The organism is Bradyrhizobium sp. SZCCHNGR1005 (assembly GCF_032489995.1).
Lineage (GTDB): Bacteria > Pseudomonadota > Alphaproteobacteria > Rhizobiales > Xanthobacteraceae > Bradyrhizobium.
The window spans coordinates 360,425-384,950 of sequence record NZ_JAUEZC010000005.1; the positions used below are offsets into that span (position 1 = coordinate 360,425).

The following is a 24,526-nucleotide window of genomic DNA, read 5'->3' on the forward strand; positions in this document are numbered from 1 at the left end:
CCACAGGTTCAGCCGAGACATCCCGGCATTCCCCGCGCGATGGTCTTAACGCTTATACGTGATCTCCCCGGGGACCGGCTTGATTGCCCCCGCTGCGCATGACGCTTTCGCGTCAGCACGACCTCAGCACCGGGAGGTCAGGACCACACGATTTCACGTCCGCATCCGCCCTGCTCGTCGGCGTGACGAAGCACGCTTGCCAAGGCGGTCACGGCCACCGCATCCCCGCCTCACGTGTCGTGACGATCGCGCGCAGCGCCCCTCTCCTCGAGGCGGGATGCGTCCATGATCCACGATTTCGGTAAAAACGAAAGAGAAATATTCGTCATGGCCTGCCCTGCACGGCGCTTCCTGCTGAATTCGCTTCTGAAATGAATTTTTCCACGCAGGCGATTTTCACCCTCCGAATGGCGATGCCGTGGAGCAAAATCGCACAAAGCCGCATGGTGATTTGCCCGGCAGGCAGCGAGACCTCGTGCAGGCTTGGACGTGCAGCAACAACGATCACCTGCGACTTGCGATCACTTGCAATTTAAGACCGATCGGTCCATATATTGACGATGAGCCGCCACATCCCAGTGCAATTGTCCCGTGGCCGCCCCCGAAGTTTCGACGTGGATGCCGCGGTCGAACGCGCGATGGGTGTGTTCTGGTCGCAGGGCTATCACGCCACCGCGCTCCCGGACCTGCTTCATGCAACCAGGCTCTCGCGCGGCAGCCTTTACGCCGCGTTCGGCGACAAGCACTCGCTGTTCCTGCGGGCGCTTGATCGCTACATCGCCGATGCCTTGACGCGGATGGATGCCGAGTTCGACTCCCGCCACGATCCGGTCGACGGCCTGCGGACCTTCCTGGCCGGCTATGTCGACCGCGCCAGCGGTGCCAATGGCCAGCGCGGGTGCCTGCTGGTGGCTACGGCCATGGAATTGGCCGGCCAGGATGCTGAAGTGAACCGTCGCATCGCGAGCTTTTTCAAAGCCATGGAGGCCAGGGTGGCGGCTGCATTGTCCCGTGCGAAGACGGCGGGCAAGCTGGCCGAAGGTGTCGAGCCTTCGAGTGCCGCCCGGATTCTCGTCTGTTTCGTTGAGGGGCTGCGCGTGGTCGGCAAAACGGCGCCGGCACGGGCCACATCCAAAACCACCGCGGACGCTCTTCTCGACCGCTTCATCAGATAAAGACCAAGGCGCGTTCGCCTTTGGCGCGCCGATATTTAGACCGATTGGTCTTGAAAGGAACGGTGCCGTGTCTGCCATCCAGATCGTCTGCGCGGTCACCGTTCCCCTGCTCTGGGGTTATCAGTTCGTGGCCATCAAGGTGGGCGTTGCGGAGTTTCCGCCGCTGTTCTTCCTCGCCCTGCGCTTCCTGGCGATCGCTCTGCTGCTCATTCCGTTCGTCAAACGGCCAACGCGCCGGCAGGCCGGCCCGATCGCAGCGATTTCGCTGTTCCTGGGCGGACTGAATTTCGGGCTGTTCTATGTTGGCCTTGGGCTCGGCTCCGGCAGCATGTCCGCCGTCGCCTATCAACTCGCCACGCCCTTCACCGTCCTGCTGGCCTGGCCGCTGCTCGCGGAGCGGCCGTCTCTCGCCACATCAGCCGGAGTGGTGCTTGCATTCGTCGGCGTGGTCGTGCTGGCAGCCGAGCCTGGCCGGTCGGCAAACGTGCTGCCGCTGCTGCTTGTGGTCGGGGCGGCCTTCGCATTCGCGGTGTCCAACATCCTGACCAAACGCTACGGCCCCTTTGATCCCCTGATGTTGATGGGGTGGTCGTCGCTGCTCACGGTGCCGCAGGTCATGTTGATGTCGCTGCTGCTTGAATATGGACAAGCGGCGAGCCTCGTCACGGCAGATGAATGGGGCTGGCTGGCACTCGCCTACACGATCTTCGTCGGAGGCATCGTTGGGTTCGGCCTCTGGTTCTGGCTGATCGCCCGCTGCTCCATGAGCCGCGTCGCCCCTTTTGGCCTGCTGCTTCCGGTGTTCGCCCTGATGTCGAGCGTGTTGTTCCTCGGCGACCGCATCAGCGCCAGGCTGATCGTCGGTGGGCTGCTCGCGCTCTCCGGCGTCGCCATGACACAGGTCAGGCCGCGCGCTCGGTCGATTTGAACTCCAGAAGCCGCGTCCCACCGAGATCGGATTTGGCCGATCTCGGCCCCTCGGGTCTGCGCTGAGGGCGTGCGCTCATGGGATCCAATCGCCGGCGCACAAAACTTAGCCATTGATCTAAGTGATCGTCACCATTATAGTTAGCCGTATGGCTCACCAAAATACCGCACTAGATTCCGTCTTTCATGCTTTGGCCGACCCGACCCGCAGGGCCGTAATCCAGCGGCTCGGACGTGGCTCTGCAACGATCAGCGAGTTGGCGCAGCCGTTCGAGATGGCTCTGCCGTCGTTCATGAAGCACATCGGCGTGCTCGAGCGGTCACGCCTGATCGTTTCGAAGAAAACGGGTCGAGTCCGGACCTGCTTGCTTAATCGAGACCGCTTGATCGCCGCCGAGCGATGGTTCGGTAAGCAACACGCGCTCTGGGGAAGCCGCTACAGCAATCTTGATGGGCTACTAGCAAAGTTGAATGGAGTAGAAAATGAAGGCTGACCTACGGTTCGATTTCCTCGCCGACAAGGAGAAGCACACGCTTACCATATCAAGGGAGTTTGCCGCAAAGCGTCAGCTCGTCTGGGACTGCCATACCAAAAGCGAACTGCTTGACCAGTGGTTCGCGCCGAAGCCGCTGACGACCAAAACCAAGCATATGGATTTCCGCGAGGGTGGCTACTGGCATTATGCGATGATCACTCCGGATGGACAGCACTACTGGAATCGTCTGGATTACCTGAAGATTGAGCCGATCGACCGTTACACTGCTCGGGACGGCTTTTGCGACGAAGCCGGGATCGTAAGCCCTGAGATGCCGAGATCGAGTTGGGAGGTTACTTTTGACGATGCATCCGACCGTACGCTCGTCACAACGAAAGTTGTGTACGCCTCACCCGAAGACCTGCAGAAGGCCATCGACATGGGTCTGAAGGATGGCTTGGCTTCGACGATGGAGCGCCTCGACGAACTTCTGCAGACCCTCCTGGAACCCTTGGGTCAATAGCAGTCGCCTCCGCAACGCGTTCCGTCGGACGTCATCCGGTCGGAACGCTCGGCTGGCAGCAGCATAGTGGCGCGATGGCGAATAAGTCGTGCCACTTCGAGGCTAAGACCCCCAAGCTGACCTGAGTGGCCTCCCAACGGCATTTAGTTCGGCTTGTGGGCCCCTTAGCTGTTATGGTGACAGTCCAGCACTGTCACCATAATCCGGTGGAACCAATCAGTTCGGTGAACCAGACGGCGGCTGAATTTTCTGGAGCATCGCCGTGCATTCGGCATACAGACCTTCAGCTTCCAATTCGCGAGCGAATGCGACAGCCGTTTCGACGTTTTGCTTGGCTTCACTCGTCGCCTGCTCGACAGATTTGAGAGTAGGCTGTCGATGAAGCCGTGCAGCGGACGATTCGGGGGCGCTCACTAACGCCTGACCGCTCGCGCGGGCTTTGCTCATCAGCAACTCCACGCGTGCGATTTCATCGCGGCACAATTCCGGCCGGGTTGCTGGCGGCTTCCGGCTCATGGGAGCAGCGTCGGAGGACGTGCGCAAGCTCAAAACATAAGCTCCCACTTGCCTCATTTGAAAGTCGCGAAGGTCGGGATTCGGCATACCGGTGGAGTTGCCGATATTGCGGTGCGTTGTGCTCAGAAACGCTCCTAGCGTCTCGGAGCTGGTGCTGCTGCGTCGGGCAATCGATTCGAACGGTGGCGCAGCTGGCTGCAGGGTCGGTTCGATGGCTTGGGCAGAGCTGACAACATGGCAGTTCGAGCACATGAGGACTGCCAAGTAATGGCCTTTCTGGACATCATCAGACGCGCCGCCGGCCTGCTGCGCGTGTACGGGAGCAAGCGCTAAACATCCGACAGTCGCCAAGCTCACAAGAAATCGCGCCCGCACGGCCGAATGAAAGTCGCTGGACCTCGTCGGCTCGCCGATCCTCCCGTCGCTGTGGGCAAAGTTGGCCAGGCCGGCTAATGCGTTCGAGGTGGTGCAGGACGGCCCCATCTGAAGGTCCACGACGATGGACAGTGCGCCCAGCCCCTTGGAATCGGCACTGGCTTTGTCGCGCGCCTTATGGTCATTGGTCGCGTCGACGAGAGAGCGCTCTCGCGAGCGCTCGTCACCGGGGATTCTTTCTGCGGTTACCATGTAGAGCATCGGCCTATCCTTACCGTTCCATGGACATCGGAGGATTGTCATGCAAGGCCCTTTTGGGAGACGTGACCTGGCGAGCCCGTGCAGTCGAACTAACCACAACCTGAACAATATTCAGCAACTATTGATTGAGCCAGATCAAGCCGCGGGCGTTCAAAGCTCCTCTTTCGGGCTGCACCTCAAGGAAGCGCAGGGGTTCAAGTAACGCGTAGCAACCATTAACTGACGGCGGGGCTTTCGACCCATGGCGTGCCTCGCGCAACGACAGTGTTGGCGTAGATCAGCGGCTTCCGGCTTTCGGTTGGGTACCAGGAGCCGCCATTGAGCATGAGCGCAATTGAATTATGCTAAGCGCTTGGATCGGTGGACCGCGATGCGATTGTTGAGCTTTTTATTCTCATTCGAGGGGCGAATTAGTCGGCGCAGCTACTGGCTCTATTTCGTTCTGCCAGTCTTCGTAATATTTCTCGGCGTGGCAATCGCAGCGCCACCGCTCGCTTTCAATCGCGCCCTTCTGACGCTGTTTCTGCTTGTGATTTGGCCAGCATTGGCCATCGGCGCAAAGCGTTGCCATGACCGAAACCGCTCCGGGTGGCACCAGTTGATTGGGCTAATTCCCGTCATTGGCCCATTTGTGCTGCTGATCGAACTCGGCATTCTTCAAGGTACTGAAGGCGCCAATCGATTTGATTTTCGACAGCCCTCTCCGGATGGCAGACCCGACAGCGTAGGATGACCGCTCTGGGTCAAGGACGGCTGTCGGCGGCAGGCGGACGACACAGCCGGACTTCCCCCAGCCCCGGAAATACCCCGTGCGGCCCAGCACTTACGTTTCGGGCCACAACCGGACTTTACTCGCGCACTATTCGTCGCGATGTAGCCCGGAATCCAAGAGCGTCACACTTAGTCTTGTGCTAAATTGCTTGCGCTTAATCTTCGCTAGACCGCGCTCCACGCAATAGCGAACGACGGGGTCTAGACGCCGACGCTCGATTCTCATTAGCCCCTTTGATGAGCCCCGCCGCTCGGCATTAAGCCAGCGCAAGAATTCCATCGCGCGCATATGCTTTTTTCGTTTGTCGCTGCTCACTTGCGCATCACGAGATTGAATTACCCAGTGGAACTTCTATCGGAATACTCAATATCAGTCCACTACCTCGCATTGCAGAGCCGACATGTCAGCGTCGGGTCAAGGACGGCTGTCGGCGGCAGGCGGACGACACAGCCGCACTTCCCCCAGCTCCGGAAATGCCCCGTGCGGCCCAGCACTCACGTTCCGGGCCGATTTCGTTGAAAAAGTCAGCGGTTGCGACGCAGAGATATCGGTGATTCAGTCTGTCTAGTGGGCAGGACTGAAGGTCATGATGGGGCATCGGCAAGTCGAACAGGCTGCGTTGTTCTATGAGTTCTCGCTGGAAAGGCACATCCCCGCCGACCACCTCCTGCGGTCGATCGATAGGTTCGTCGACCTTGAGGACTTACGGCGGGAGCTGGCGCCGTTCTACAGCAACATCGGGCGGCCCTCGATCGATCCGGAGCTGATGATCAGGATGCTCCTGATCGGCTATTGCTTCGGCATACGATCGGAACGGCGCCTCTGTGATGAAGTCCACCTCAATCTGGCATACCGCTGGTTTTGCCGGTTGGGTCTGGATGGAACTGTCCCCGATCACTCGACGTTCTCGAAGAACAGGCACGGCCGCTTCCGTGAGAGCGATCTCTTCCGTCGCGTGTTCGAGACCGTCTTGCGCCGCTGCATCCGGGAGCGCCTGGTCGGCGGCGAAGGGTTCGCAGTCGACGCGAGCCTGATCAAGGCGGATGCCAATCGGCAGAAGGGAATCGAAGGCGATAAGGGGCTTCCGCCGGAGGCTGCGGGTCGAGCGATCGACGAGTACCTTGCCGTTCTTGATGATGCCGCGTTCGGTGCCGCGACGGAGGTCACGCCCAAGTTTGTGTCGCCCTCCGACCCGGCGGCGCGCTGGACGGGAGCGCACGGCGGCCAAGCCTTCTTCGCCTACTCGACGAACTATCTGGTCGACGTCGAGAATGCGATCATCGTCGATGTCGAAGCGACCACGGCGATCCGCCAGGCAGAAGTATTGGCCGCCAAGCGCATGATTGAGCGTTCAATCGAAAGGTTCGATCTTTATCCAAGCCGGCTTCTCGGCGACAGCGCCTATGGCTCAGCTGAGATGCTTGGGTGGCTAGTCTACGAGCAGGGGATCGAGCCGCACGTGACCGTCTTCGACAAGTCGGCCCGCACCGACGGGACCTTCTCGCGTGAGGCCTTCACCTACGACCATACCAGGGACGTCTATCGCTGCCCCGCTGGCAAACCCCTCACCACTACAGGGACGCTGGTGAACAACGATACGACGGTCCTCTACCGTGCGAGCAAGCACGATTGTCAAGCATGCTCTCTAAGAAGCAGGTGTTGCCCCAACACCCCGGCCCGAAAAGTGCCGCGCTCGATCTACGAGGGCGCTCGCGACATGGCACGCGAGATCGCAAGCTCATGGGAAGGCCGCACTTCACGCCGGCTCCGCAAGAAGATTGAGATGCTGTTCGCGCATCTCAAGCGCATCCTCAAGCTGGATCGGCTGCGACTAAGAGGGCCGAACGGCGCACGCGACGAGTTCACCCTGGCTGCAGCCGCTCAAAATCTTCGTAAGATGGCCAAGCTGATCCCGATGTCCACACCGACGCCCGCGTGAACCACACCGCGCCAATTCGTCCTCGAAACAGCTGGCGTTCACGACGAAACTACTGCCGACTTTTTCAACGGAATCGGCCAAAACTGGACATCAACAGGGCAATAACAAAGTCATGGTCGCCTGTCGGCGGCCATAGCCCGATGCACTTTTTCGCTTTGCGTTGATCGCGGCGATCAAACCCGATTCGTCGTCCCGGCGATAACGCCAATAAACGATCCGCCGACGAAAGTGACGTTAAGCCATATTAGAGCGGAAACCAGCGTGCCTTGAAAAAAGTGAAGTACAATCCACTCTACCAGCATGCAGACTAGCCCGCAGCCTACCGGCCAAAGCGCACGCCGCCGAACTGCGAGCCGCTGGGCGGGGCCAAGCAGCTCATAGTTCCGTGACAGATTCCAGGATCGGCGAAACGATACCTCGAAACTTAAGGCCGCCACGATCACACCAGAAATGAGGACGTACATCGGACACTATCCTTAATACCAACCGTCAAAATCTTGTCGGTCAGAGGCGAGCCAGTAGCATGAACTGTTTGCCTCGATGTTAAGGGGCATATTGAACAACGGCCGTATCCGATCGCGTTTTTCAAACGCATAAACGCGAAACCGGCCAAAGGACCAAGTCCGCACTGGGTCCAATAGTTGACATTCGAATGAAAGAGGCCCGCAACTGAGGCGGCCTCAACCAAGACGGTGAAAGAACAATTCGATGGCTTGGGAAAGAATCGTCCAGCGGCTCGGCTCAGGTTCGCCTTGCTGTCCGAAATGTCGCAACATGGAGGTCGAGTATCAGGAAGAATTTGGATTTGATGAATTGGCTGCCGTCGAGTGTCCTAGGTGCGGTTGGAAGGGCATCTGCCGCGAGTTGAACTTGATCCCCGTGCCGGATGCAAATTAAGGACACTCGCAACTTCAACTTAGGTCTCAAGGCCTAGCCGGGCGTGATTCCGGGGTTAGCCCTGACAGGCTGCCCCGGAATGACGTCGGTTGTGACGCAGCAAGACTGATCCGGCTATGAGCTGAGCCAAGAATAACGACGTGCACTGATAGCGATTTTCGGCTTGCGGTGACGAACGCCGCTGACGCTCACGTCGATCTTGCATGAGAGCCAAGAAGCCGCGTAAATCTCCGCAAATTCAGCTCTTATCCGGACATCCAGACACATGAAGTTCGATGACGTCATCCTCGGTCGGCGCAGCATCCGCGGCTACAAGCCTGATCCCGTCCCCAGGGCGCTGATCGAGGAAATCATCGCTCTGGCGATGCGCGCGCCGTCCTCGATGAACAGCCAGCCCTGGAATTTCTACGTCATCACCGGCGAGCCGCTCAACCGGATTCGTGCCGGCAACACCGAGCGGATGCTGGCGGGCATCCCGCAGTCGCGCGAATTCCGCATCGGCGAGCCGTTCGCGGGCCAGCATCGTGAGCGGCAGGTGCAGGTCGCCAAGCAGTTGTTCTCCGCCATGGGGATCGCGCGGGACGACAAGGACAAGCGCCGGGATTGGGTGCTGCGCGGTTTTCGCCAGTTCGACGCGCCGGTCTGCGTCATCGTGACCTATGATCGTACGCTTGATGGCAGCGACGACACGCCGTTCGATTGCGGCGCCGTGACCACCGCCCTGGTCAACGCCGCCTGGTCGCGCGGGCTGGGCGCCGTGATCAACAGCCAGGGCATCATGCAATCGCCCGTGGTCCGCGAGCACGCCGGGATCGCCGACGATCAGGTCATCATGAAAAGCATCGCGCTCGGCTGGCCGGATCACGATTTCCCGGCCAACGCCGTTATCTCTGAACGAAAATCGGTCGAAGAAGCGACGGTGTTCGTCGGTTTCGACGATTGAGCGGAACGCGCAAATAGAGCGGCGCGTACGCGATCAGCAGGTTGTCCGAGCACGTCTCCAGCGCGGTGGACGCCGAGCAAAAGAAAACGCCGCCCCGGTCTGCACCGGAGCGGCGTCATTGGTCGTCTTTAGGCTAGAGCGAGCTCAGAGCAGCCCTGCCCCGCGCGCCCATTTGTACTTGGCGCCCAGCACCTCGACCGGCAGCTCGGTCGAATAGGCGTAGGCGGGGATGCCGTTCTGGTAGAGATATTCGGCGGCCTCCTCGACCTCGACGTCGCCGGCGAGCGAAGCCACGATCGGCTTGACGAAGCCCTTGGCCTCCATCTCCTTCTTCACCTCGACCATGTTGCGGGCGAACACCATCGGCGGCGTCACGATCGTGTGCCAGTAGCCGAGGATCAGCGCGTGGATGCGATCGTCCGACAGGCCGAGCTTGACCGTGTTGACATAGGTGATCGGCGGCTCGCCACCGGTGATGTCGACCGGGTTACCGGCCGCGCCGAACGGCGGGATGAACTTGCGGAACGCCGCATCGAGATCCGGCGGCATCGCCATCAGCGACATGCCGTTGTCGACGACGGCGTCGGACAGCAGCACGCCGGAGCCGCCGGCACCGGTGATGATGACGACGTTCTCGCCCTTCGGCGTCGGCAGCACCGGCACGCCGCGGGCGAATTCGAGCAGCTGACGCAGGCTGCGCGCCCGAATCACGCCGGACTGCTTGAGCACGTCCTCATAGATCTTGTCGTTGCCGGCCAGCGCGCCGGTGTGCGACGAGGCGGCCTTGGCGCCGGCCGAGGTGCGGCCGGCCTTGAGCACGACGACCGGCTTCTTCTTGGAGACGCGCTTGGCGGCTTCGGCAAAGGCGCGGCCGTCCTTCAGGTCCTCGCAATGCTGGGCGATCAGGTTGGTGTTCGGGTCCTGCTCGAAGAAGGCGAGCAGATCGTCCTCGTCGATATCGGACTTGTTGCCGAGGCCGACGATCGCGGAGACGCCCATCTTGGCCGAGCGCGAGAAGCCGATGATGGCCATGCCGATGCCGCCCGACTGCGACGACAGCGCTGCATGGCCCTTGACGTCATAGGCGGTGCAGAAGGTGGCGCAGAGATTGGCAGGCGTGTAGTAGAAGCCGTAGATGTTCGGCCCCATCAGGCGGATATTGTACTTCTTGCCGACCTCGACGATCTCGGCCTGCAGCTCGGGCGCGCCGGCCTCCGCAAAGCCCGACGGGATCAGCACCGCGCCGGGGATCTGCTTCTCGCCGCATTCGGTCAGCGCCGCCGCTACGAACTTCGCAGGGATCGCGAACACCGCGGTGTCGATCACGCCGGGGACGTCCTTGACGCTCTTATAGGCCTTGTAGCCGAGGATCTCGGAGGCCTTGGGGTGGATCGGATAGATCGCGCCCTTGTAGCCGCCATTGATCAGGTTCTTCATCACCGAATTGCCGATCTTGCCGTCCTCGGCGGAGGCGCCGATCACGGCGACCGCGGAGGGCTTCATGATCCGGTTCATCGCGGTGACGATTTCCTCGTTCGAGCGCGGCGCCGGACGCGGCTTGTAGTCGAAATCGACGACGATGCGGACGTCGGCCGCGATCGCGCCGTTCTTGGTGGCGAAGACCGGGTTGAGGTCGAGCTCGACGATCTCAGGGAAATCACTGACGAGCTGCGAGACCTTGACGATGACGTCGGCGAGCGCCTCGCGGCTGACGGCCTCGCCGCCGCGCACGCCCTTGAGCATTTCATGGGCCTGGATGCCGTCGAGCATCGACAGGGCATCGTCCTTGGTCGCGGGCGCCAGGCGGAAGGTCACGTCCTTCAGGACTTCGACCAGCACGCCGCCGAGGCCGAAGGCGACCAGCTTGCCGAAGGAGCCATCGGTGATCGAGCCGACGATCACCTCGGTGCCGCCGGTCAGCATCTGCTGCACCTGGATGCCTTCGATCTTGGCGTCGGCCTTGTACTTCTTGGCGTTGCCGAGAATGGTCTCATAGGCCTTCTGGGCATCGTCGGCGGTCTTGACCCCGACGATCACACCGCCCGCTTCGGTCTTGTGCAGGATGTCGGGGGAGACGATCTTCATCACCACCGGAAAGCCCATGTCAGACGCCATCTTGGCCGCCTCGGCGGCCGATTTGGCAACGCCTTCCTTCGGCACCGGGATGCCGTAGGCATCGCACACCAATTTGCCTTCCGGCGCGGTCAGGCTGGTGCGCTTATCGGCCTTCACCCGATCGAGAACCTCGCGGATGGTGGCCTTGGCGTTGGGTATCGCGGCGTCAGACATGGGGCTTCCTCCCTTGGGGGCACGTGTTTATGGCATTTGGTATGCCAGACACAAAGTTTGTCAAGCGCAGCGAAGATGTGGAAACGCTGAAAAATCACTCAGCTTGACAGTCTGGCATCTGGCATGCCAAAAAACTTGACAGTAAATTGCTGTATGAAGACGTCTCCCGCTGGAGAGGAGATTGGTCTTGTCGACGCAGAAACCAACTAAGGCATTGCCGCCGATGGCCGAGGCTGACATCGCGATCGCTCGCATCGCCCCGGAGACGAGCTTCAAGAACAAGGCCTACGAGGCCTTGAAGGAAGCCATCCTCAAGATGGACATCTACGCGAGCCCGGAACCGGTGATGCTCGACGAGCGCGCTTTGTCCGAGCGCCTCGGCGTCAGCCGCACGCCGATCCGCGAAGCGATCGCGATGCTGGAGCAGGACGGTTTCGTGAAGACCGTGCCGCGCCGCGGCATCATCGTGGTCAGGCGGACCAAGAGCGAGATCGTCGACATGATCCGCGCCTGGGCCGCGCTGGAGAGCATGGCCGCGCGCCTGATCACCACCACCGCGCGCAAGAAGGACATCTCGGCGCTGCGCGACTTCTTCAAGGATTTCGGTCCGGACCGCCTGCCGCAGGATCATATCGAGGAATACTCCAAGGCCAACATCGCCTTCCATCAGGCGCTGATCTCGCTGTCGGAGTCGCCGGTTCTGGTCGACATGACCAACGACATTCTGCTCCACGTGCGCGGCTATCGGCAACTCACGATCGGGCGCGTCGACCGCATCGCGGCGTCGCTGCCCGAGCATCTTTCGATCATCGAAGCGCTGGAAGAGCGCAACACCGAGCTCGCCGAGAAGCGCGCCCGCGACCACACGCTTGGCCTTGCGACCTATGTCGAGACGCACGGCCAGGAATTGTTCAGCTGACGTTCAACAAAGAAGACGCGCGAGGCGCCTTCGATAGTACCAGGGAGATGAAGCGCATGGCGCAGACCGCGATCAAGGCCGAGGCACCGGACACCCAAGAAGACCTCACCGACGGTTTCCACCTCGTCATCGACGCCATGAAGCTGAACGGGATCGAGACGGTCTACAACGTACCGGGCATTCCGATCACCGATCTCGGCCGCATGATGCAGGCAGAAGGCATCCGCGTGCTCTCGTTCCGTCATGAGCAGAATGCCGGCTATGCCGCGGCGATCGCCGGCTTCCTCACCAAGAAGCCGGGCATCTGCCTGACCGTCTCGGCGCCCGGCTTCCTGAACGGCCTGACCGCGCTGGCGCACGCCACGACGAACTGCTTCCCGATGATCCTGATCTCGGGCTCCTCCGAGCGCGAGATCGTCGACCTGCAGCAGGGCGACTATGAGGAGATGGATCAGCTCGCGATCGCCAAGCCGCTCTGCAAGGCCGCGTTCCGCGTGCTGCACGCCCAGGACATCGGCATCGGCCTCGCGCGCGCGATCCGTGCCGCTGTCTCCGGCCGTCCCGGCGGCGTCTACCTCGATCTGCCCGCCAAGCTGTTCGGCCAGGTCATGAACGCACAGGCCGGCGCCGCATCGCTGGTCAAGGTGATCGATCCCGCACCGGCCCAGCTCCCTGCCCCATCCGCCGTCAAGCGCGCGCTCGACTTGTTGAAGAATGCAAAGCGCCCGCTGATCATTCTCGGCAAGGGCGCGGCCTATGCGCAGGCCGACGAGGCGATCAAGAATTTCGTCGAAAAGAGCGGCGTGCCGTTCCTGCCGATGAGCATGGCCAAGGGCCTGCTGCCCGACCTGCATCCGCAATGCGCGGGCGCGGCACGTTCGACCGTGCTGAAGGAATCGGACGTCGTCATGCTGATCGGCGCCCGGCTCAACTGGCTGCTCTCGCATGGCAAGGGCAAGAGCTGGGGCGATGCGCCGAAGAAGTTCATCCAGGTCGACATCGAGCCGAAGGAGATGGACTCCAACGTCGAGATCGCGGCCCCCGTGGTCGGCGACATCGGCTCGGTCGTATCAGCATTCACCGAAGCGATGGGCAGCAACTGGCCGGCTCCCCCGGTCGAGTGGACCTCATCGGTGCAGAAGAAGCGCGAGGACAACGTCGCCAAGATGGCGCCGCGCCTGATGAACAACAACTCGCCGATGGACTATCACGGCGCGCTCGGCGTGCTCCGCACCATCATCAAGGAACGCCCCGATGCGATCCTGGTCAACGAAGGCGCCAACACGCTCGACCTCGCCCGCGGTGTGATCGACATGTACCAGCCGCGCAAGCGCCTCGACGTCGGCACCTGGGGCGTGATGGGCATCGGCATGGGCACGGCGATCGCCGCGGCCGTCGAAACCGGCAAGCCGGTGCTGGCCATCGAGGGCGACAGCGCCTTCGGCTTCAGCGGCATGGAGGTCGAGACCATCTGCCGCTACAACCTGCCGGTCTGCGTCGTGATCTTCAACAATGACGGCATCTATCGCGGCACCGACGTCAATGCGGGCGGCAGCGACCCCGCCACCACCGTGTTCGTCAAGGGCGCCCGCTACGACAAGATGATGGAGGCCTTTGGCGGTGTCGGCGTCAACGCGACCAGCCCGGACGAATTGAAGCGCGCCGTCAACGCGGCGATGGATTCGGGCAAGCCGACCTTGATCAACGCTGTGATCGATCCGGCGGCTGGCTCCGAGAGCGGCCGCATCGGCAACCTCAATCCGCAGAGCGTGCTCAAGAAGAAGTAAGGCGACCCGCCGGCCATCAACGCCCGCTCGCGCGGGATGACCATTCAGTTACGGAGAGAAACACATGACCAAGGCGCTCGAGGGCGTTCGCATTCTCGATTTCACCCACGTCCAGTCCGGACCGACCTGCACGCAGTTGCTGGCCTGGTTCGGCGCCGACGTGATCAAGGTTGAGCGCCCCGGCGTGGGCGACATCACCCGCGGGCAATTGCAGGACATCCCGAACGTGGACAGCCTGTATTTCACCATGCTCAACCACAACAAGCGCTCGATCACGCTCGACACCAAGAACCCGAAGGGCAAGGAGGTGCTGACCGAGCTGATCAAGAAGTGCGACGTGCTGGTCGAGAATTTCGGCCCCGGCGTGCTCGATCGCATGGGCTTCCCCTGGGAGAAGATCCAGAGCATCAATCCGAAAATGATCGTCGCCTCGATCAAGGGCTTCGGCCCCGGCCCGTACGAAGACTGCAAGGTCTATGAGAACGTCGCGCAGTGCACGGGCGGCGCCGCTTCGACCACCGGCTTCCGCGACGGCCTGCCGCTGGTGACCGGCGCCCAGATCGGCGATTCCGGCACCGGATTGCACCTGGCGCTCGGCATCGTCACCGCGCTGTATCAGCGCACCCACTCCGGCCGCGGCCAGCGCGTGACGGCGGCAATGCAGGACGGCGTGCTCAACCTCTGCCGCGTCAAGCTGCGCGATCAGCAACGCCTCGCCCATGGCCCGTTGAAGGAATACAGCCAGTTCGGCGAGGGCGTTCCGTTCGGCGATGCCGTGCCGCGCGCCGGCAATGATTCCGGTGGCGGCCAGCCCGGCCGCATTCTCAAGTGCAAGGGCTGGGAGACCGATCCGAACGCCTACATCTACTTCATCACCCAGGCTCCGGTCTGGGAGAAGATCTGCGACGTGATCGGCGAGCCGACCTGGAAGACCGATCCGAACTACGCCAAGCCGGCAGCCCGCCTGCCGCGCCTGAACGAGATCTTCGGCCGCATCGAGCAGTGGACCATGACCAAGACCAAGTTCGAGGCCATGGAGATCCTCAACGAGTTCGACATCCCCTGCGGCCCGATCCTGTCGATGAAGGAGATCGCTGAGGACGAGTCGCTGCGCAAGACCGGCACCCTGGTCGAGGTGGATCACCCGACCCGCGGCAAGTACCTGTCGGTCGGCAATCCGATCAAGCTGTCGGACAGCCCGGCCGATGTGAAACGCTCACCGCTACTCGGCGAGCATACCGACGAGATCCTCCGCGAGGTGCTCGGCTTCGGGGATCACCAGGTCGCCGAAATCCACGATTCCGGCGCGCTGGCTCCCCCGCGCAAGGAAGCCGCGGAGTAAGCGGCGACCAAGCCCCCTCCCGAATTACCACTGACCAGCACCGTAATTGCCATAAGCCGCCCTGTTGGGCGGCTTATTTGCATTAAAAGTTCCAGAATCGATTGAAAATCCAAATCGCGGTATATTGTTGCACTGCACAGAGTTCATACCGCTATGCAATAAAGCCAATTGTCTCTGGTATCTGGTATACGTAAATTGCTCTCAGAAAGTGACCACCTTGATGAGAGAGAGCCATGGCCAAGACTGCTGCCCTTCCCTTCGTCCAGCCCGTATCCGTGTTCGGCCGTCTCCTGGCCGCGATCGACCGCTGGTTGATGACCTTCGCCGAGATTCAGATCCGCAACGGTGACGTGCCGCGGGTCGGTCTGTAAGATCCTCTAGGCGATCCGGCACGGCGCGAAGTTCTGCGCCCCAAGAACGGCCCCGGCTTCCGGGGCCATTTCTTTTTCCACCGCGATTCTTTTTCCACCGTGATCAATCCCGTTGCGCATTGCCTCTCGAAGGCACGATGCGCTTGGGACACCGCGCCACGCCCGTTAGATCATGCTCGAACTGATCTGCGGCATTTTCGCGCGGCAGTCGTCTGCCGCTTGAACCTTGGCATTGTGAATACAAAGATGCTCTCCGCAGCGTGCCCATACAATCAGAAGGCGCGAATCGGGAGGCGATATGACAGACGTGGTTCAAGCGAGGGCCCCTGCGGCCGGACGGGTCAGCGATACCTATCGCTGGACACAATTGGCGATCGGCGTCGCCGCAATGGTGATGATCGCCAACTACCAATATGGCTGGACATTCTTCGTCCCTGACATTCAGAAAAAATTTGGTTGGGATCGCGCATCGATCCAGTGGGCATTCACGCTGTTCGTGCTGTTCGAGACGTGGCTGGTGCCGGTCGAGGGCTGGTTCGTCGACAAATACGGTCCGCGCATCGTGATCCTCGTCGGCGGAATCCTCTGCGCGATCGGCTGGACGATCAATGCGCATGCGACGACGCTCAATGGCTACTATCTCGGCATGATCGTCGCGGGCATCGGCGCCGGCGGCGTCTACGGCACCTGCGTCGGCAACGCCCTGAAATGGTTTCCCGACAAGCGGGGTCTGGCTGCCGGCATCACGGCAGCCGGCTTCGGCGCCGGCTCTGCGCTCACCGTTGCGCCGATCCAGGCAATGATTCGGGATTCCGGCTTCCAAAGCACATTCCTTTACTTCGGGCTCGGACAAGGAATCATCATCGTCCTCCTCGCCTTCCTGCTGCTCGCTCCGAAGTCCGGACAAGTCCCAGCCGTAGTTCAGACCGGCAACCTGGTGCAGACACGACGGAACTACACGCCGCCGGAAGTGATCCGTCACCCGATCTTCTGGTTGATGTATTTCATGTTCGTCATTGTCGGCGCCGGGGGATTGATGGTGACCGCCAATCTGAAACCGATCGGAGTCGACTGGAAGATCGATAGCGTCCCCGTCACGCTCGCCGGCATGACACTGACGGCGGTGACTTTCGCCGCAACCATCGATCGGGTCCTGAACGGCCTGACGCGGCCTTTCTTCGGCTGGGTCTCCGACAGGATCGGGCGTGAGAACACCATGTTCATCGCCTTCGGCATGGAGGGGATCGGGATTTGGGCGCTGTACATGTTCGGCCAGAATCCGGTCTGGTTCGTCATCCTCTCGGGCTTCGTGTTCTTTGCCTGGGGTGAGATCTACTCGCTTTTCCCCTCGACCTGCACCGACACGTTCGGCTCGAAATTCGCGACCACCAATGCGGGCCTGCTCTACACCGCAAAAGGAACCGCGGCGCTCCTGGTGCCGATCGCAAACTATGTGCAGCAATCGGCGGGAAATTGGGACGGGGTGTTCCTGATGGCGGCCGGCGCCAATATCCTGGCGTCGCTATTGGCCATCGCGGTGCTCAAGCCGTGGCGGAGAAATGTGATCGCAAAGGCCAACGTCTAAGACTTTTCACGACCTTTTCTGGAGCGCCCGGCCGCAAGGCCGGGCGTTTTCTTTTGACTCGTGGAGATTGAAAGCGGGCACGGCCGATCGCGTGCTTTTCGACATCTACGACGCGAGCCGGATGACGCGCCGCAACCAAAGCCCACCCGCACAGAAAACGCGCTTGCATCCTGGAATAATATATACCAAGCTACTTCGACGCTTGCGACAATAAACCACAATCTCGCGACACCAAGTCGCGATCAGACAGCGCGTGCGGGAGGAAATGGAATGACCATCAGCGCCGCCACTGGACCCACTCAAGGGTCATCCAACGCTTTCCGATGGATGCAGCTCGTCATTGGCGTTGTCTGCATGGCCATGATCGCCAATCTTCAATACGGATGGACCTACTTCGTCAGCCCGATGGCGAAAGCCCATTCCTGGGACGTCGGAAGCATCCAGATCGCCTTCAGCATCTTCGTCGCGCTGGAAACTTGGCTTACGCCGATCGAAGGATGGATCGTCGACTCGCTCGGCCCGCAACGCGGTCCCAAACTGATGGTCGCCGCGGGTGGTATTTTCGTTGCGCTCGGCTGGCTCATCAACGCCTGGGCCAACTCGCTCGAGATGCTCTATCTCGGCGCCGTCGTCTCCGGTGTCGGAGCCGGCGGCATCTATGCGACCTGTGTCGGCAACGCCGTCAAATGGTTTCCTGATCGGCGGGGGCTCGCCGTAGGCTGTACCGCAGCCGGATTCGGTGCGGGCGCGGCGGTGACGGTCATCCCGATCCAGATGATGATTGCATCCGTCGGCTATGCCGACACCTTCTTCTGGTTTGCGCTGGGTCAGGGCGGCATCATCTTCCTGGTGGCCTGGCTGTTGCGCTCTCCGCTGCCCGGCGAAGCCCCGGCGGCGAGCGCCGTGAAGGTGCTGCAGTCCAAGACCAACAGCACGCCAGGCCAGATGCTTGTATCTCCGCTCTTCTGGGTCCTGTACGTCATGTTCGTACTCGTCTCGGCGAGCGGGTTGATGGTAGCGGCCCAGATCGCGCTGATCGCCAAGGATTACGGCGTTGGCCAGACGGTCCTCCTGTTCGGCGCGACCACGCTGACCGTAGCGGGCATCATCGATAATTTAGCCAATGGCGGCGCACGTCCGTTCTTCGGATGGGTGTCGGACCAGATCGGCCGCGAATATACGATGGCGATCGCATTCACGGCCGGCGGTCTCGCCTATTGGCTGCTCGGCACTGCCGGCACCACGCCCTGGACCTTCGTCATCTGCGCCGCCCTGATCTTCTTCACCTGGGGCGAGATTTTCAGCCTGTTCCCGTCGACCTGCACCGACATGTTCGGGCCGAAATACGCCACGACCAACACCAGCCTGCTCTACACCGCGAAGGGACTGTCCGCCTTTGGCGTCCCGCTCGCCAACGTTCTCAAGACCTACTCCGGCAATTGGCACGCGGTGTTTCTCGTGGCCGCGGTCATGAACTTCATCGTGGTGGGCTTGGCGTTGTTCGTGGTGCGGCCGGTCCGGCAATCGATGAGCGTCTCCGAGAACAAGAACTCCGTCAGCCAGGTTGCAGCCGAATGACGTGACCGCGTCGCCGGCTTTCGGAGAGAACGACAACCATCAACCGTGAAGAGAGGCGCCTCCAGCGGCGCCTCTCTTTTTTTCGTTTGTTTTGCTGTTTCTTGGCATGCCAGATCATTTACCGTCGGTGACTGCTCCTGCCCGCAACCACGGTTCGACCGCAGCAAGCTCCTCAAATACGTAAGTATCACTGTCGGTTAAATCATATCCCGTGACACGCAGGAGGAGCCATCGGCGTTGACAATTGGCATTTTGTATACCAGACTTTCGGGCACAACAAACGAGGGAGGCTGCCGTGAACGTCGGAGACATCCTGCGCAACAAGACAGCGCGTGTGGTCACTGTGCGTATGAACGAAACCGTGGGTGTGGCGGCGCAGTTGATGCGCGCCAGCAACATCAGCGCGCTGGTGGTCAAGGACGTGGTGCGCACCGAGGGCAATACGGCGGTCGGCATGTTCACCGAGCGCGACGTGGTCCGGGCCGTTGCCCAACATGGCGCCGCCGGCGTCAACATGAAGGTGTCGCAGTTGATCTCGGTGCAGCGGCTGATCTCGTGCAGCACCACCGATACGCTCGAGCACGTCCGCCACCTGATGAACGTGCATCATATCCGCCACCTGCCGGTCATCGATGATTTCGCCCTCGCCGGCGTCATCAGCATGCGCGATGTCTCGGCGGTGTTCGACGACGCCGCGGCAGTGGCTGCGTGAGCCGACGCTGAGGCTTTCACGCGGGCTGCATCGATCAACGAACGGTGCAGCCGGGATGCAGTGTTGGCCGATGCACATCATCGACCGACCGAGTAATGTCCCTGCTCCTCTCGCCTGACAGGGACAGTCTCGATGAAGGCCTATGTCTACGGTGCCGACGGCGCCGCCCTTACCGACGTTTCGAAGCCCACGCCGCAGGGCACGCAGGTGCTGATCCGTGTGCGTGCCTGCGGCCTCAATCGCGCCGATCTCGGCATGACCAAGGGTCATGCTCACGGATCGGCCGGTGGCCGCGGCACCGTGCTCGGCATGGAATGGGCCGGCGAAGTTGCCGAACTCGGTCCTGAAGCCAAGGGCGTCAAAGTCGGCGACAAGGTGATGGGATCCGGCACGGCCGCCTTCGCCGAATACACGCTGGCCGATCACGGCCGGCTGTTCCTCGCGCCGTCGAACATGAATTTCGACGAAGCCGCCAGCTTGCCGATCGCACTCACCACCATGCACAACGCCGTCATCACCAACGGCGCGCTGCAGCCGGGTCAGAGCGTGTTGATCCAGGGCGCAAGCTCCGGCGTCGGCCTCATGGCGATGCAGATCGCCAAGCTCAAGGGCGCAGCATTCGTGATCGGCTCCTCGACCGATCCTGCGCGCCGCGGCCGGCTGAAGGAATTCGGCGCCGATCTTGCGATCGATTCCAGCGACCCCTGCTGGGTCGATGAGGTGCTGAAGGCGACCGGCGGTGCGGGCGTCGACCTGATCGTCGACCAGATCTCCGGCAAGGTCGCCAACCAGAATCTCGCAGCCACCAAGGTCAAGGGCCGCATCATCAATGTCGGCCGCCTCGGCGGCACCCACGCCGACTTCAACTTCGACCTGCATGCGGCACGCCGCATCAACTATATCGGCGTCACCTTCCGCACCCGCTCGATCGAGGAGATCCGCGAGATCTTCGCCGCGGTCAGGACGGATATCTGGGGCGCGGTCGAATCGCGGACGCTGCAGCTGCCGATCGATCGCATCTTCAGCTTCGACGATATCGGCGCGGCGTTCGCGCACATGGAGGCCAACAAGCATCTCGGCAAGATCGTCGTGACGCTCTGACGACGTGCTTTTGAGTTTTAGACGCAGTAAAATCGGATTGCGCGGTGAATAGAGAGCTTCCCGCGCGATCCCGGCTTTCACGGCCGGGAGCGGGCTGCTAAATCCGCGCCATGACCGACAGCCTTGTCCACCCTCCCCACGGCAAGACCCGCGTCGCGGCGATCTCGATTGCCGCGAGCGCCAGCATGGCCGCGGCCAAATTCGCCGTTGGCATCGTCATCGGCAGTCTCGCGCTGGTCTCGGAGGCGCTGCACAGCGCCGTCGACGTCGTCGCCACCGTGATCACCTGGATGGTGGTCCGCGTCTCCGACCGTCCGGCCGATGACGAGCACCATTACGGGCATGGCAAGCTGGAGAGCCTGTCGGCGCTCGGCGTCATCGCCCTGCTCTATGTCCTGGCTGGCGGCGTGCTGGTCGAATCCTACGGCCGGCTCCGCGAGGCCGCTCCTGCGCCGGCGATCTCGGCGGCTCCGTTCCTGGTGCTCCTGATCGACATCGCCGTGAACTTCTGGCGCGCGCGCGCGCTGCACCGTGCCGCGCACGAGACCCACAGCCAGGCGCTGGCCGCCGATGCCCTGCACTTCGCCTCCGATGTGCTCGGCTCCGTGGCCGTCATCATCGGACTTGTCTTGGCCGGGCTCGGCTTCTGGTGGGGTGATGCGGCGGCTGCCATCGCGGTGGCCGTGATGATCTCCGTCCTCGGATTTCGGCTTGCGCGCTCCACCGTAGAAACACTGCTCGACCGCGCCCCCGAAGGCGCCGCAGAGAAGGCCAGCGCTGCGATCCGCTCCGTGGCGGGCGTGGTCGACATCGAGCGGTTGCGGGTCCGGCTGGTCGGCGCCATCCATTTCGTCGACGTGACCGTCGAGGTGCCTCGCACCTACCCGATCGACCGTGTCGACGAGATCAAGCGCAAGGCGCAGGCCGCCGTCGACGCCAAGCTCGGGGGAGCCGACGTCACCTTCACCACGGTGCCGGTGGCGCTGAGCAATGAGAGCGTGCGGGAACGCATCATGGTGATCGCACGCAACTCCGGCCTCGCCATCCATCACGTGACGGTCCACGACGTCAGCGGTCAGCTGATCGTCGCCATCGATCTCGAGGTCGACGGCAATATGAGCCTGATGACTGCCCACGACATCGCGCATCAACTCGAGGCCAGCATCCGCGACGAATTCGGGGCGGATGTCGAGGTCGACACCCATATCGAGCCGCTGGAGCCGGAATTGCCGTTCGGCACCGATGCCGCGCCCGACCGCGTCGGCCAAATCACCGCCGCGCTGCAGCGCCTCGCCGCGGAGACCGAGGTCTACGACGTCCATCACGTCCGCGTGCGCAACACCGAGGCCGGCGAGATCGTCAACTTCCACTGCCGCGCCGCGCCGTCGATGAGCGTGCTCAAGGTGCATGACAATGTGGATCACATCGAGCGCGGGGTGCGCCGCGCTTTCCCGGGCGTGAAGCGTGTCATCAGTCACGCCGAACCGCCACACGCCTGACACCGGCTTCACACGGTGTTCTCGCTTCGGACTCGTTTGGCCTGCTTTTCGTCACCGCGATTCCTCATTGGATAAGATTTATTCGTCTTAACCAAATCGTTGACTCTCGACAGTCCGCAAAAACTGGATTCAAATCAGGTTGATTCGGAAGCGCTGGGGGCTCTTTCGAAACTTAGGTGTTCACTGAAGTTTTGAGGGGGTCTTCAGCATGGCGCGTGCGCATGCCGCGAACGCGTGCGTCCAATCTTCTGACTCGATCAAAGGGTTGGCGCAATCGATCGCGAAACCGGCCTATCAGAGGCTGTTGACCGCTGAGCCGGTGTTGCGTCGTGCTGTCCCTACTCTGATCATCGCCTTCCTGGTCACGATCTGTCTCGGCGCCTTCGTCCAGGTGCTCGATCAGAGCCGGCAGAAGCGCGCGTCCAACAAGCGCGACCTCGCCGCCCTTGCCGATCTCCTCACCGATCGGATCGGCCATCTCTCGGTCAAGCCCGACAGGCTCGCCAATATCGAGCGTCTGCAGAGCCTGCTGCCCGACCTCATTCCGACCTGGGGCGTTGCCCCGGGCCGCCATGTCATCGTCACCGCCGCCGATCACCGCATTCTCGCCAGGGTGCCGGTCGATGCGAGCCTCGGCGCGAACGACCGCATCCTCGACCTGATCTCGACGGCACAGCTGCTGGCGACGCCGGGCCTGCAGGGCACCGTCACCGAGATCGTCCTGCCGAACGGCCGCGCCGCGCTCGCGATCTCGCAACTCGTCAAGCAGCTGCCCGGCCGGGTCGTCGTGATCCAGGAGAAGCTCGAGCCGATCTGGGGATCGGACGCCGCGCTGTCGGTGACGCTGTCGGCCACCACCGGCTTCGTCGTCCTGATCCTCGGCTTCGCCTTCCACTGGCAGTCCACCCGCGCCCGCGAAGGCGACCTCATCAACGACGCCGTGCGCGGCCGCATCGACACCGCGCTCAACCGCGGCCGCTGCGGACTGTGGGACTGGGACCTGTCGCGCGGCCGCATCTTCTGGTCGAACTCGATGTTTGCGATGCTCGGCCTGGACAATCGCAGCGACCTCCTCACCTTCGGCGAGGTCAATGCGCTGGTGAATTCCGACGATATCGACCTGTTCGCCATCGCCGATCAGCTGGTCGCGAGCGAGATCGACCATATCGACCAGAGCTTCCGGATGCGGCATACCGGCGGCCACTGGATCTGGCTGCGGGTGCGCTGCGAACTCAGCCACGGCGCCACCGAGTCCGGCCTGCACCTGATCGGCATCGCGGTCGACATCACCGAGCAGAAGAGCCTCGCCGAGAAGTCCGTCGAAGCCGATCTGCGGCTGCGCGACGCGATCGAGACCATCCCTGAGGCCTTCGTGCTGTGGGACGCGAGCAACCGGCTCGTGCTCTGCAACTCGCACTTCCAGAGCCTGCACAAGCTGCCGGACTCGGCGGTCATCCCCGGCACCTCCTATGAGACCGTGATCGAGGTCGGCAAGATGCCGGAGGTCCGCACCCGGCTGCACGACAGCGGCCCGCAAGTCCCGGGCGCGCGCACCTTCGAGGCCCAGCTCGATAACGGCAGCTGGCTGCATATCAGCGAACGGCGCACCAAGGACGGCGGCTATGTCTCGGTCGGCACCGACATCACCCGCATCAAGGAGCACGAACAGAGGCTGATCGACAACGATCTGCGGCTGCGGGCGACCGTCATCGACCTGCAGCGCTCGCAGGCCGCGCTGGAGCGCCAGGCGATCGAGCTCGCCGATCTCGCCGAGAAATATTCCAAAGAGAAGACCCGCGCCGAGGAAGCCAACCAGACCAAGTCGAAATTCCTCGCCAATATGAGCCACGAGCTGCGCACGCCGCTCAACGCCATCATCGGCTTCTCCGAGATCATGGGCAGCGGCATGTTCGGCTCGCTCGGCTCGGAGAAATACCAGGAATACTGCCACGACATCCTGACCTCCGGCCAATATCTGCTCGAGGTGATCAACGACATCCTCGACATGTCGAAGATCGAAGCCGGCCGCATGAAGCTCGACATGGAGCCGCTCGATCTCGCCACGACGCTTGCGGAGTCGCTGCGCGTCGTCTCGGGCCGCGCCCACGACAAGGGCCTGGTGCTCGACGCCAAGATCGGCGGCAGCGTTCCGATCGTGGCCGACCGCCGCGCGACCAAGCAGATCATCGTCAACCTGCTCTCCAACGCGGTGAAGTTCACGCCTGACGGCGGCCGCGTCACGGTGCGCAGCCGCGTGTTCGAGGACAGGATCGTCCTCGTCATCGCCGACACCGGCATCGGAATTGCGCCGCAGTCGCTGGCGCGGCTCGGGCGCCCGTTCGAGCAGGTCGAAAGCCAGATGACCAAAACCTATCACGGCTCGGGGCTGGGGCTGGCGATCGCGCGCTCGCTCGCCCAATTGCATGGCGGCTCGATGCGGCTGCGCTCCAAGCTCGAGGCCGGCACTGTGGTGCGCGTGACCCTGCCGCGCGATGCAGTCAAAGACGGTGCGGCGATGCCCGTCGCGGCGTGAGCTGCA

General features: G+C 62.1%; 20 protein-coding genes. 17 read left to right on the forward strand and 3 right to left on the reverse strand.

Annotated features, from left to right (window positions below; genetic code table 11):
* Positions 1-325: 325 nt before the first annotated feature.
* The gene (locus tag QXZ85_RS23390) at positions 326-508 is read right to left on the reverse strand and encodes a hypothetical protein (RefSeq protein ID WP_315741822.1); all 183 of its coding nucleotides are present in this window, start codon (positions 506-508) and stop codon (positions 326-328) included.
* A 52-nt stretch (positions 509-560) separates the two neighbouring features.
* Here QXZ85_RS23390 and QXZ85_RS23395 point away from each other — a divergent pair, with 52 nt between their 5' ends.
* The 4 genes from QXZ85_RS23395 (at position 561) to QXZ85_RS23410 (ending at position 3,101) form a co-directional block, all read left to right on the forward strand.
* Positions 561-1,175, forward strand: coding sequence for a TetR/AcrR family transcriptional regulator (locus tag QXZ85_RS23395; protein WP_315741823.1), 615 nt, complete (start codon positions 561-563; stop codon positions 1,173-1,175).
* Positions 1,176-1,242: 67 nt separating this feature from the next.
* The gene (locus QXZ85_RS23400; protein WP_315705518.1) at positions 1,243-2,103 is read left to right on the forward strand and encodes a DMT family transporter; all 861 of its coding nucleotides are present in this window, start codon (positions 1,243-1,245) and stop codon (positions 2,101-2,103) included.
* A 121-nt stretch (positions 2,104-2,224) separates the two neighbouring features.
* The gene (locus tag QXZ85_RS23405) at positions 2,225-2,596 is read left to right on the forward strand and encodes an ArsR/SmtB family transcription factor (protein WP_409998215.1); all 372 of its coding nucleotides are present in this window, start codon (positions 2,225-2,227) and stop codon (positions 2,594-2,596) included.
* Positions 2,586-3,101: an SRPBCC domain-containing protein gene (locus QXZ85_RS23410; protein WP_315705516.1), complete on the forward strand. Its 516-nt coding sequence runs from the start codon at positions 2,586-2,588 to the stop codon at positions 3,099-3,101. The genes QXZ85_RS23405 and QXZ85_RS23410 overlap by 11 nt, the downstream gene beginning before the upstream one ends.
* Before the next feature lie 216 nt (positions 3,102-3,317).
* On the opposite strand, the gene QXZ85_RS23415 is transcribed toward QXZ85_RS23410, so the two are convergent.
* Entirely contained in the window at positions 3,318-4,253 is a 936-nt protein-coding gene (locus QXZ85_RS23415; protein WP_316174854.1) for a hypothetical protein, read from the reverse strand.
* A 370-nt stretch (positions 4,254-4,623) separates the two neighbouring features.
* Here QXZ85_RS23415 and QXZ85_RS23420 point away from each other — a divergent pair, with 370 nt between their 5' ends.
* The 3 genes from QXZ85_RS23420 to QXZ85_RS23430 all read left to right on the forward strand — a co-directional run bounded on the left by QXZ85_RS23420 (position 4,624) and on the right by QXZ85_RS23430 (position 8,804).
* Positions 4,624-4,986 (forward strand): DUF805 domain-containing protein, encoded by a 363-nt coding sequence (locus tag QXZ85_RS23420; RefSeq protein ID WP_316168724.1) that lies wholly within the window; start codon positions 4,624-4,626, stop codon positions 4,984-4,986.
* A gap of 625 nt (positions 4,987-5,611) precedes the next feature.
* Entirely contained in the window at positions 5,612-6,964 is a 1,353-nt protein-coding gene (locus QXZ85_RS23425) for an IS1182 family transposase (RefSeq protein WP_315764670.1), read from the forward strand.
* A gap of 1,162 nt (positions 6,965-8,126) precedes the next feature.
* The gene (locus tag QXZ85_RS23430) at positions 8,127-8,804 is read left to right on the forward strand and encodes a nitroreductase (RefSeq protein WP_316174852.1); all 678 of its coding nucleotides are present in this window, start codon (positions 8,127-8,129) and stop codon (positions 8,802-8,804) included.
* A 144-nt stretch (positions 8,805-8,948) separates the two neighbouring features.
* Here QXZ85_RS23430 and QXZ85_RS23435 read toward each other — a convergent pair whose 3' ends face one another.
* Positions 8,949-11,093, reverse strand: coding sequence for an acetate--CoA ligase family protein (locus QXZ85_RS23435; RefSeq protein WP_315768034.1), 2,145 nt, complete (start codon positions 11,091-11,093; stop codon positions 8,949-8,951).
* 187 nt (positions 11,094-11,280) lie between these two features.
* Here QXZ85_RS23435 and QXZ85_RS23440 point away from each other — a divergent pair, with 187 nt between their 5' ends.
* From QXZ85_RS23440 to QXZ85_RS23485, 10 genes are all read left to right on the forward strand, one after another.
* Complete coding sequence (locus QXZ85_RS23440; RefSeq protein ID WP_315705510.1) at positions 11,281-12,012, forward strand: GntR family transcriptional regulator; 732 nt, start codon at positions 11,281-11,283, stop codon at positions 12,010-12,012.
* 56 nt (positions 12,013-12,068) lie between these two features.
* Positions 12,069-13,799, forward strand: a complete 1,731-nt coding sequence (oxc, locus tag QXZ85_RS23445; protein ID WP_315741833.1) for an oxalyl-CoA decarboxylase — start codon at positions 12,069-12,071, stop codon at positions 13,797-13,799.
* Between the two features lie 64 nt (positions 13,800-13,863).
* On the forward strand, positions 13,864-15,141 hold the full coding sequence (gene frc, locus QXZ85_RS23450; protein ID WP_315705508.1) for a formyl-CoA transferase: 1,278 nt from the start codon (positions 13,864-13,866) through the stop codon (positions 15,139-15,141).
* A gap of 233 nt (positions 15,142-15,374) precedes the next feature.
* The gene (locus tag QXZ85_RS23455; protein ID WP_315705507.1) at positions 15,375-15,512 is read left to right on the forward strand and encodes a hypothetical protein; all 138 of its coding nucleotides are present in this window, start codon (positions 15,375-15,377) and stop codon (positions 15,510-15,512) included.
* Positions 15,513-15,810: 298 nt separating this feature from the next.
* A complete protein-coding gene (gene oxlT / locus QXZ85_RS23460) occupies positions 15,811-17,097 on the forward strand; it encodes an oxalate/formate MFS antiporter (protein ID WP_316174850.1) in 1,287 nt (428 codons plus the stop codon).
* A 270-nt stretch (positions 17,098-17,367) separates the two neighbouring features.
* The gene (gene oxlT, locus QXZ85_RS23465; protein ID WP_315727854.1) at positions 17,368-18,675 is read left to right on the forward strand and encodes an oxalate/formate MFS antiporter; all 1,308 of its coding nucleotides are present in this window, start codon (positions 17,368-17,370) and stop codon (positions 18,673-18,675) included.
* Between the two features lie 295 nt (positions 18,676-18,970).
* Entirely contained in the window at positions 18,971-19,387 is a 417-nt protein-coding gene (locus QXZ85_RS23470; RefSeq protein WP_315705504.1) for a CBS domain-containing protein, read from the forward strand.
* 132 nt (positions 19,388-19,519) lie between these two features.
* On the forward strand, positions 19,520-20,488 hold the full coding sequence (locus QXZ85_RS23475) for a zinc-binding alcohol dehydrogenase family protein (protein WP_316174849.1): 969 nt from the start codon (positions 19,520-19,522) through the stop codon (positions 20,486-20,488).
* A 110-nt stretch (positions 20,489-20,598) separates the two neighbouring features.
* Entirely contained in the window at positions 20,599-21,987 is a 1,389-nt protein-coding gene (locus QXZ85_RS23480; protein ID WP_316174848.1) for a cation diffusion facilitator family transporter, read from the forward strand.
* Positions 21,988-22,195: 208 nt separating this feature from the next.
* Positions 22,196-24,520, forward strand: coding sequence for a PAS domain-containing sensor histidine kinase (locus QXZ85_RS23485; RefSeq protein WP_315768037.1), 2,325 nt, complete (start codon positions 22,196-22,198; stop codon positions 24,518-24,520).
* Positions 24,521-24,526: the final 6 nt, after the last annotated feature.

Coding starts and splice junctions, on each gene's coding strand:
- QXZ85_RS23395 (WP_315741823.1), top strand. CDS start 561: ATGAGCCGCCACATCCCAGTGCAATTGTCCCGTGGCCGCCCCCGAAGT.
- QXZ85_RS23435 (WP_315768034.1), bottom strand. CDS start 11,093: ATGTCTGACGCCGCGATACCCAACGCCAAGGCCACCATCCGCGAGGTT.
- QXZ85_RS23430 (WP_316174852.1), top strand. CDS start 8,127: ATGAAGTTCGATGACGTCATCCTCGGTCGGCGCAGCATCCGCGGCTAC.
- frc (WP_315705508.1), top strand. CDS start 13,864: ATGACCAAGGCGCTCGAGGGCGTTCGCATTCTCGATTTCACCCACGTC.
- QXZ85_RS23415 (WP_316174854.1), bottom strand. CDS start 4,253: ATGCTCTACATGGTAACCGCAGAAAGAATCCCCGGTGACGAGCGCTCG.
- oxlT (WP_316174850.1), top strand. CDS start 15,811: ATGACAGACGTGGTTCAAGCGAGGGCCCCTGCGGCCGGACGGGTCAGC.
- QXZ85_RS23425 (WP_315764670.1), top strand. CDS start 5,612: ATGATGGGGCATCGGCAAGTCGAACAGGCTGCGTTGTTCTATGAGTTC.
- QXZ85_RS23420 (WP_316168724.1), top strand. CDS start 4,624: ATGCGATTGTTGAGCTTTTTATTCTCATTCGAGGGGCGAATTAGTCGG.
- QXZ85_RS23410 (WP_315705516.1), top strand. CDS start 2,586: ATGAAGGCTGACCTACGGTTCGATTTCCTCGCCGACAAGGAGAAGCAC.
- oxlT (WP_315727854.1), top strand. CDS start 17,368: ATGACCATCAGCGCCGCCACTGGACCCACTCAAGGGTCATCCAACGCT.
- QXZ85_RS23475 (WP_316174849.1), top strand. CDS start 19,520: ATGAAGGCCTATGTCTACGGTGCCGACGGCGCCGCCCTTACCGACGTT.
- QXZ85_RS23485 (WP_315768037.1), top strand. CDS start 22,196: ATGGCGCGTGCGCATGCCGCGAACGCGTGCGTCCAATCTTCTGACTCG.
- QXZ85_RS23480 (WP_316174848.1), top strand. CDS start 20,599: ATGACCGACAGCCTTGTCCACCCTCCCCACGGCAAGACCCGCGTCGCG.
- oxc (WP_315741833.1), top strand. CDS start 12,069: ATGGCGCAGACCGCGATCAAGGCCGAGGCACCGGACACCCAAGAAGAC.
- QXZ85_RS23455 (WP_315705507.1), top strand. CDS start 15,375: ATGGCCAAGACTGCTGCCCTTCCCTTCGTCCAGCCCGTATCCGTGTTC.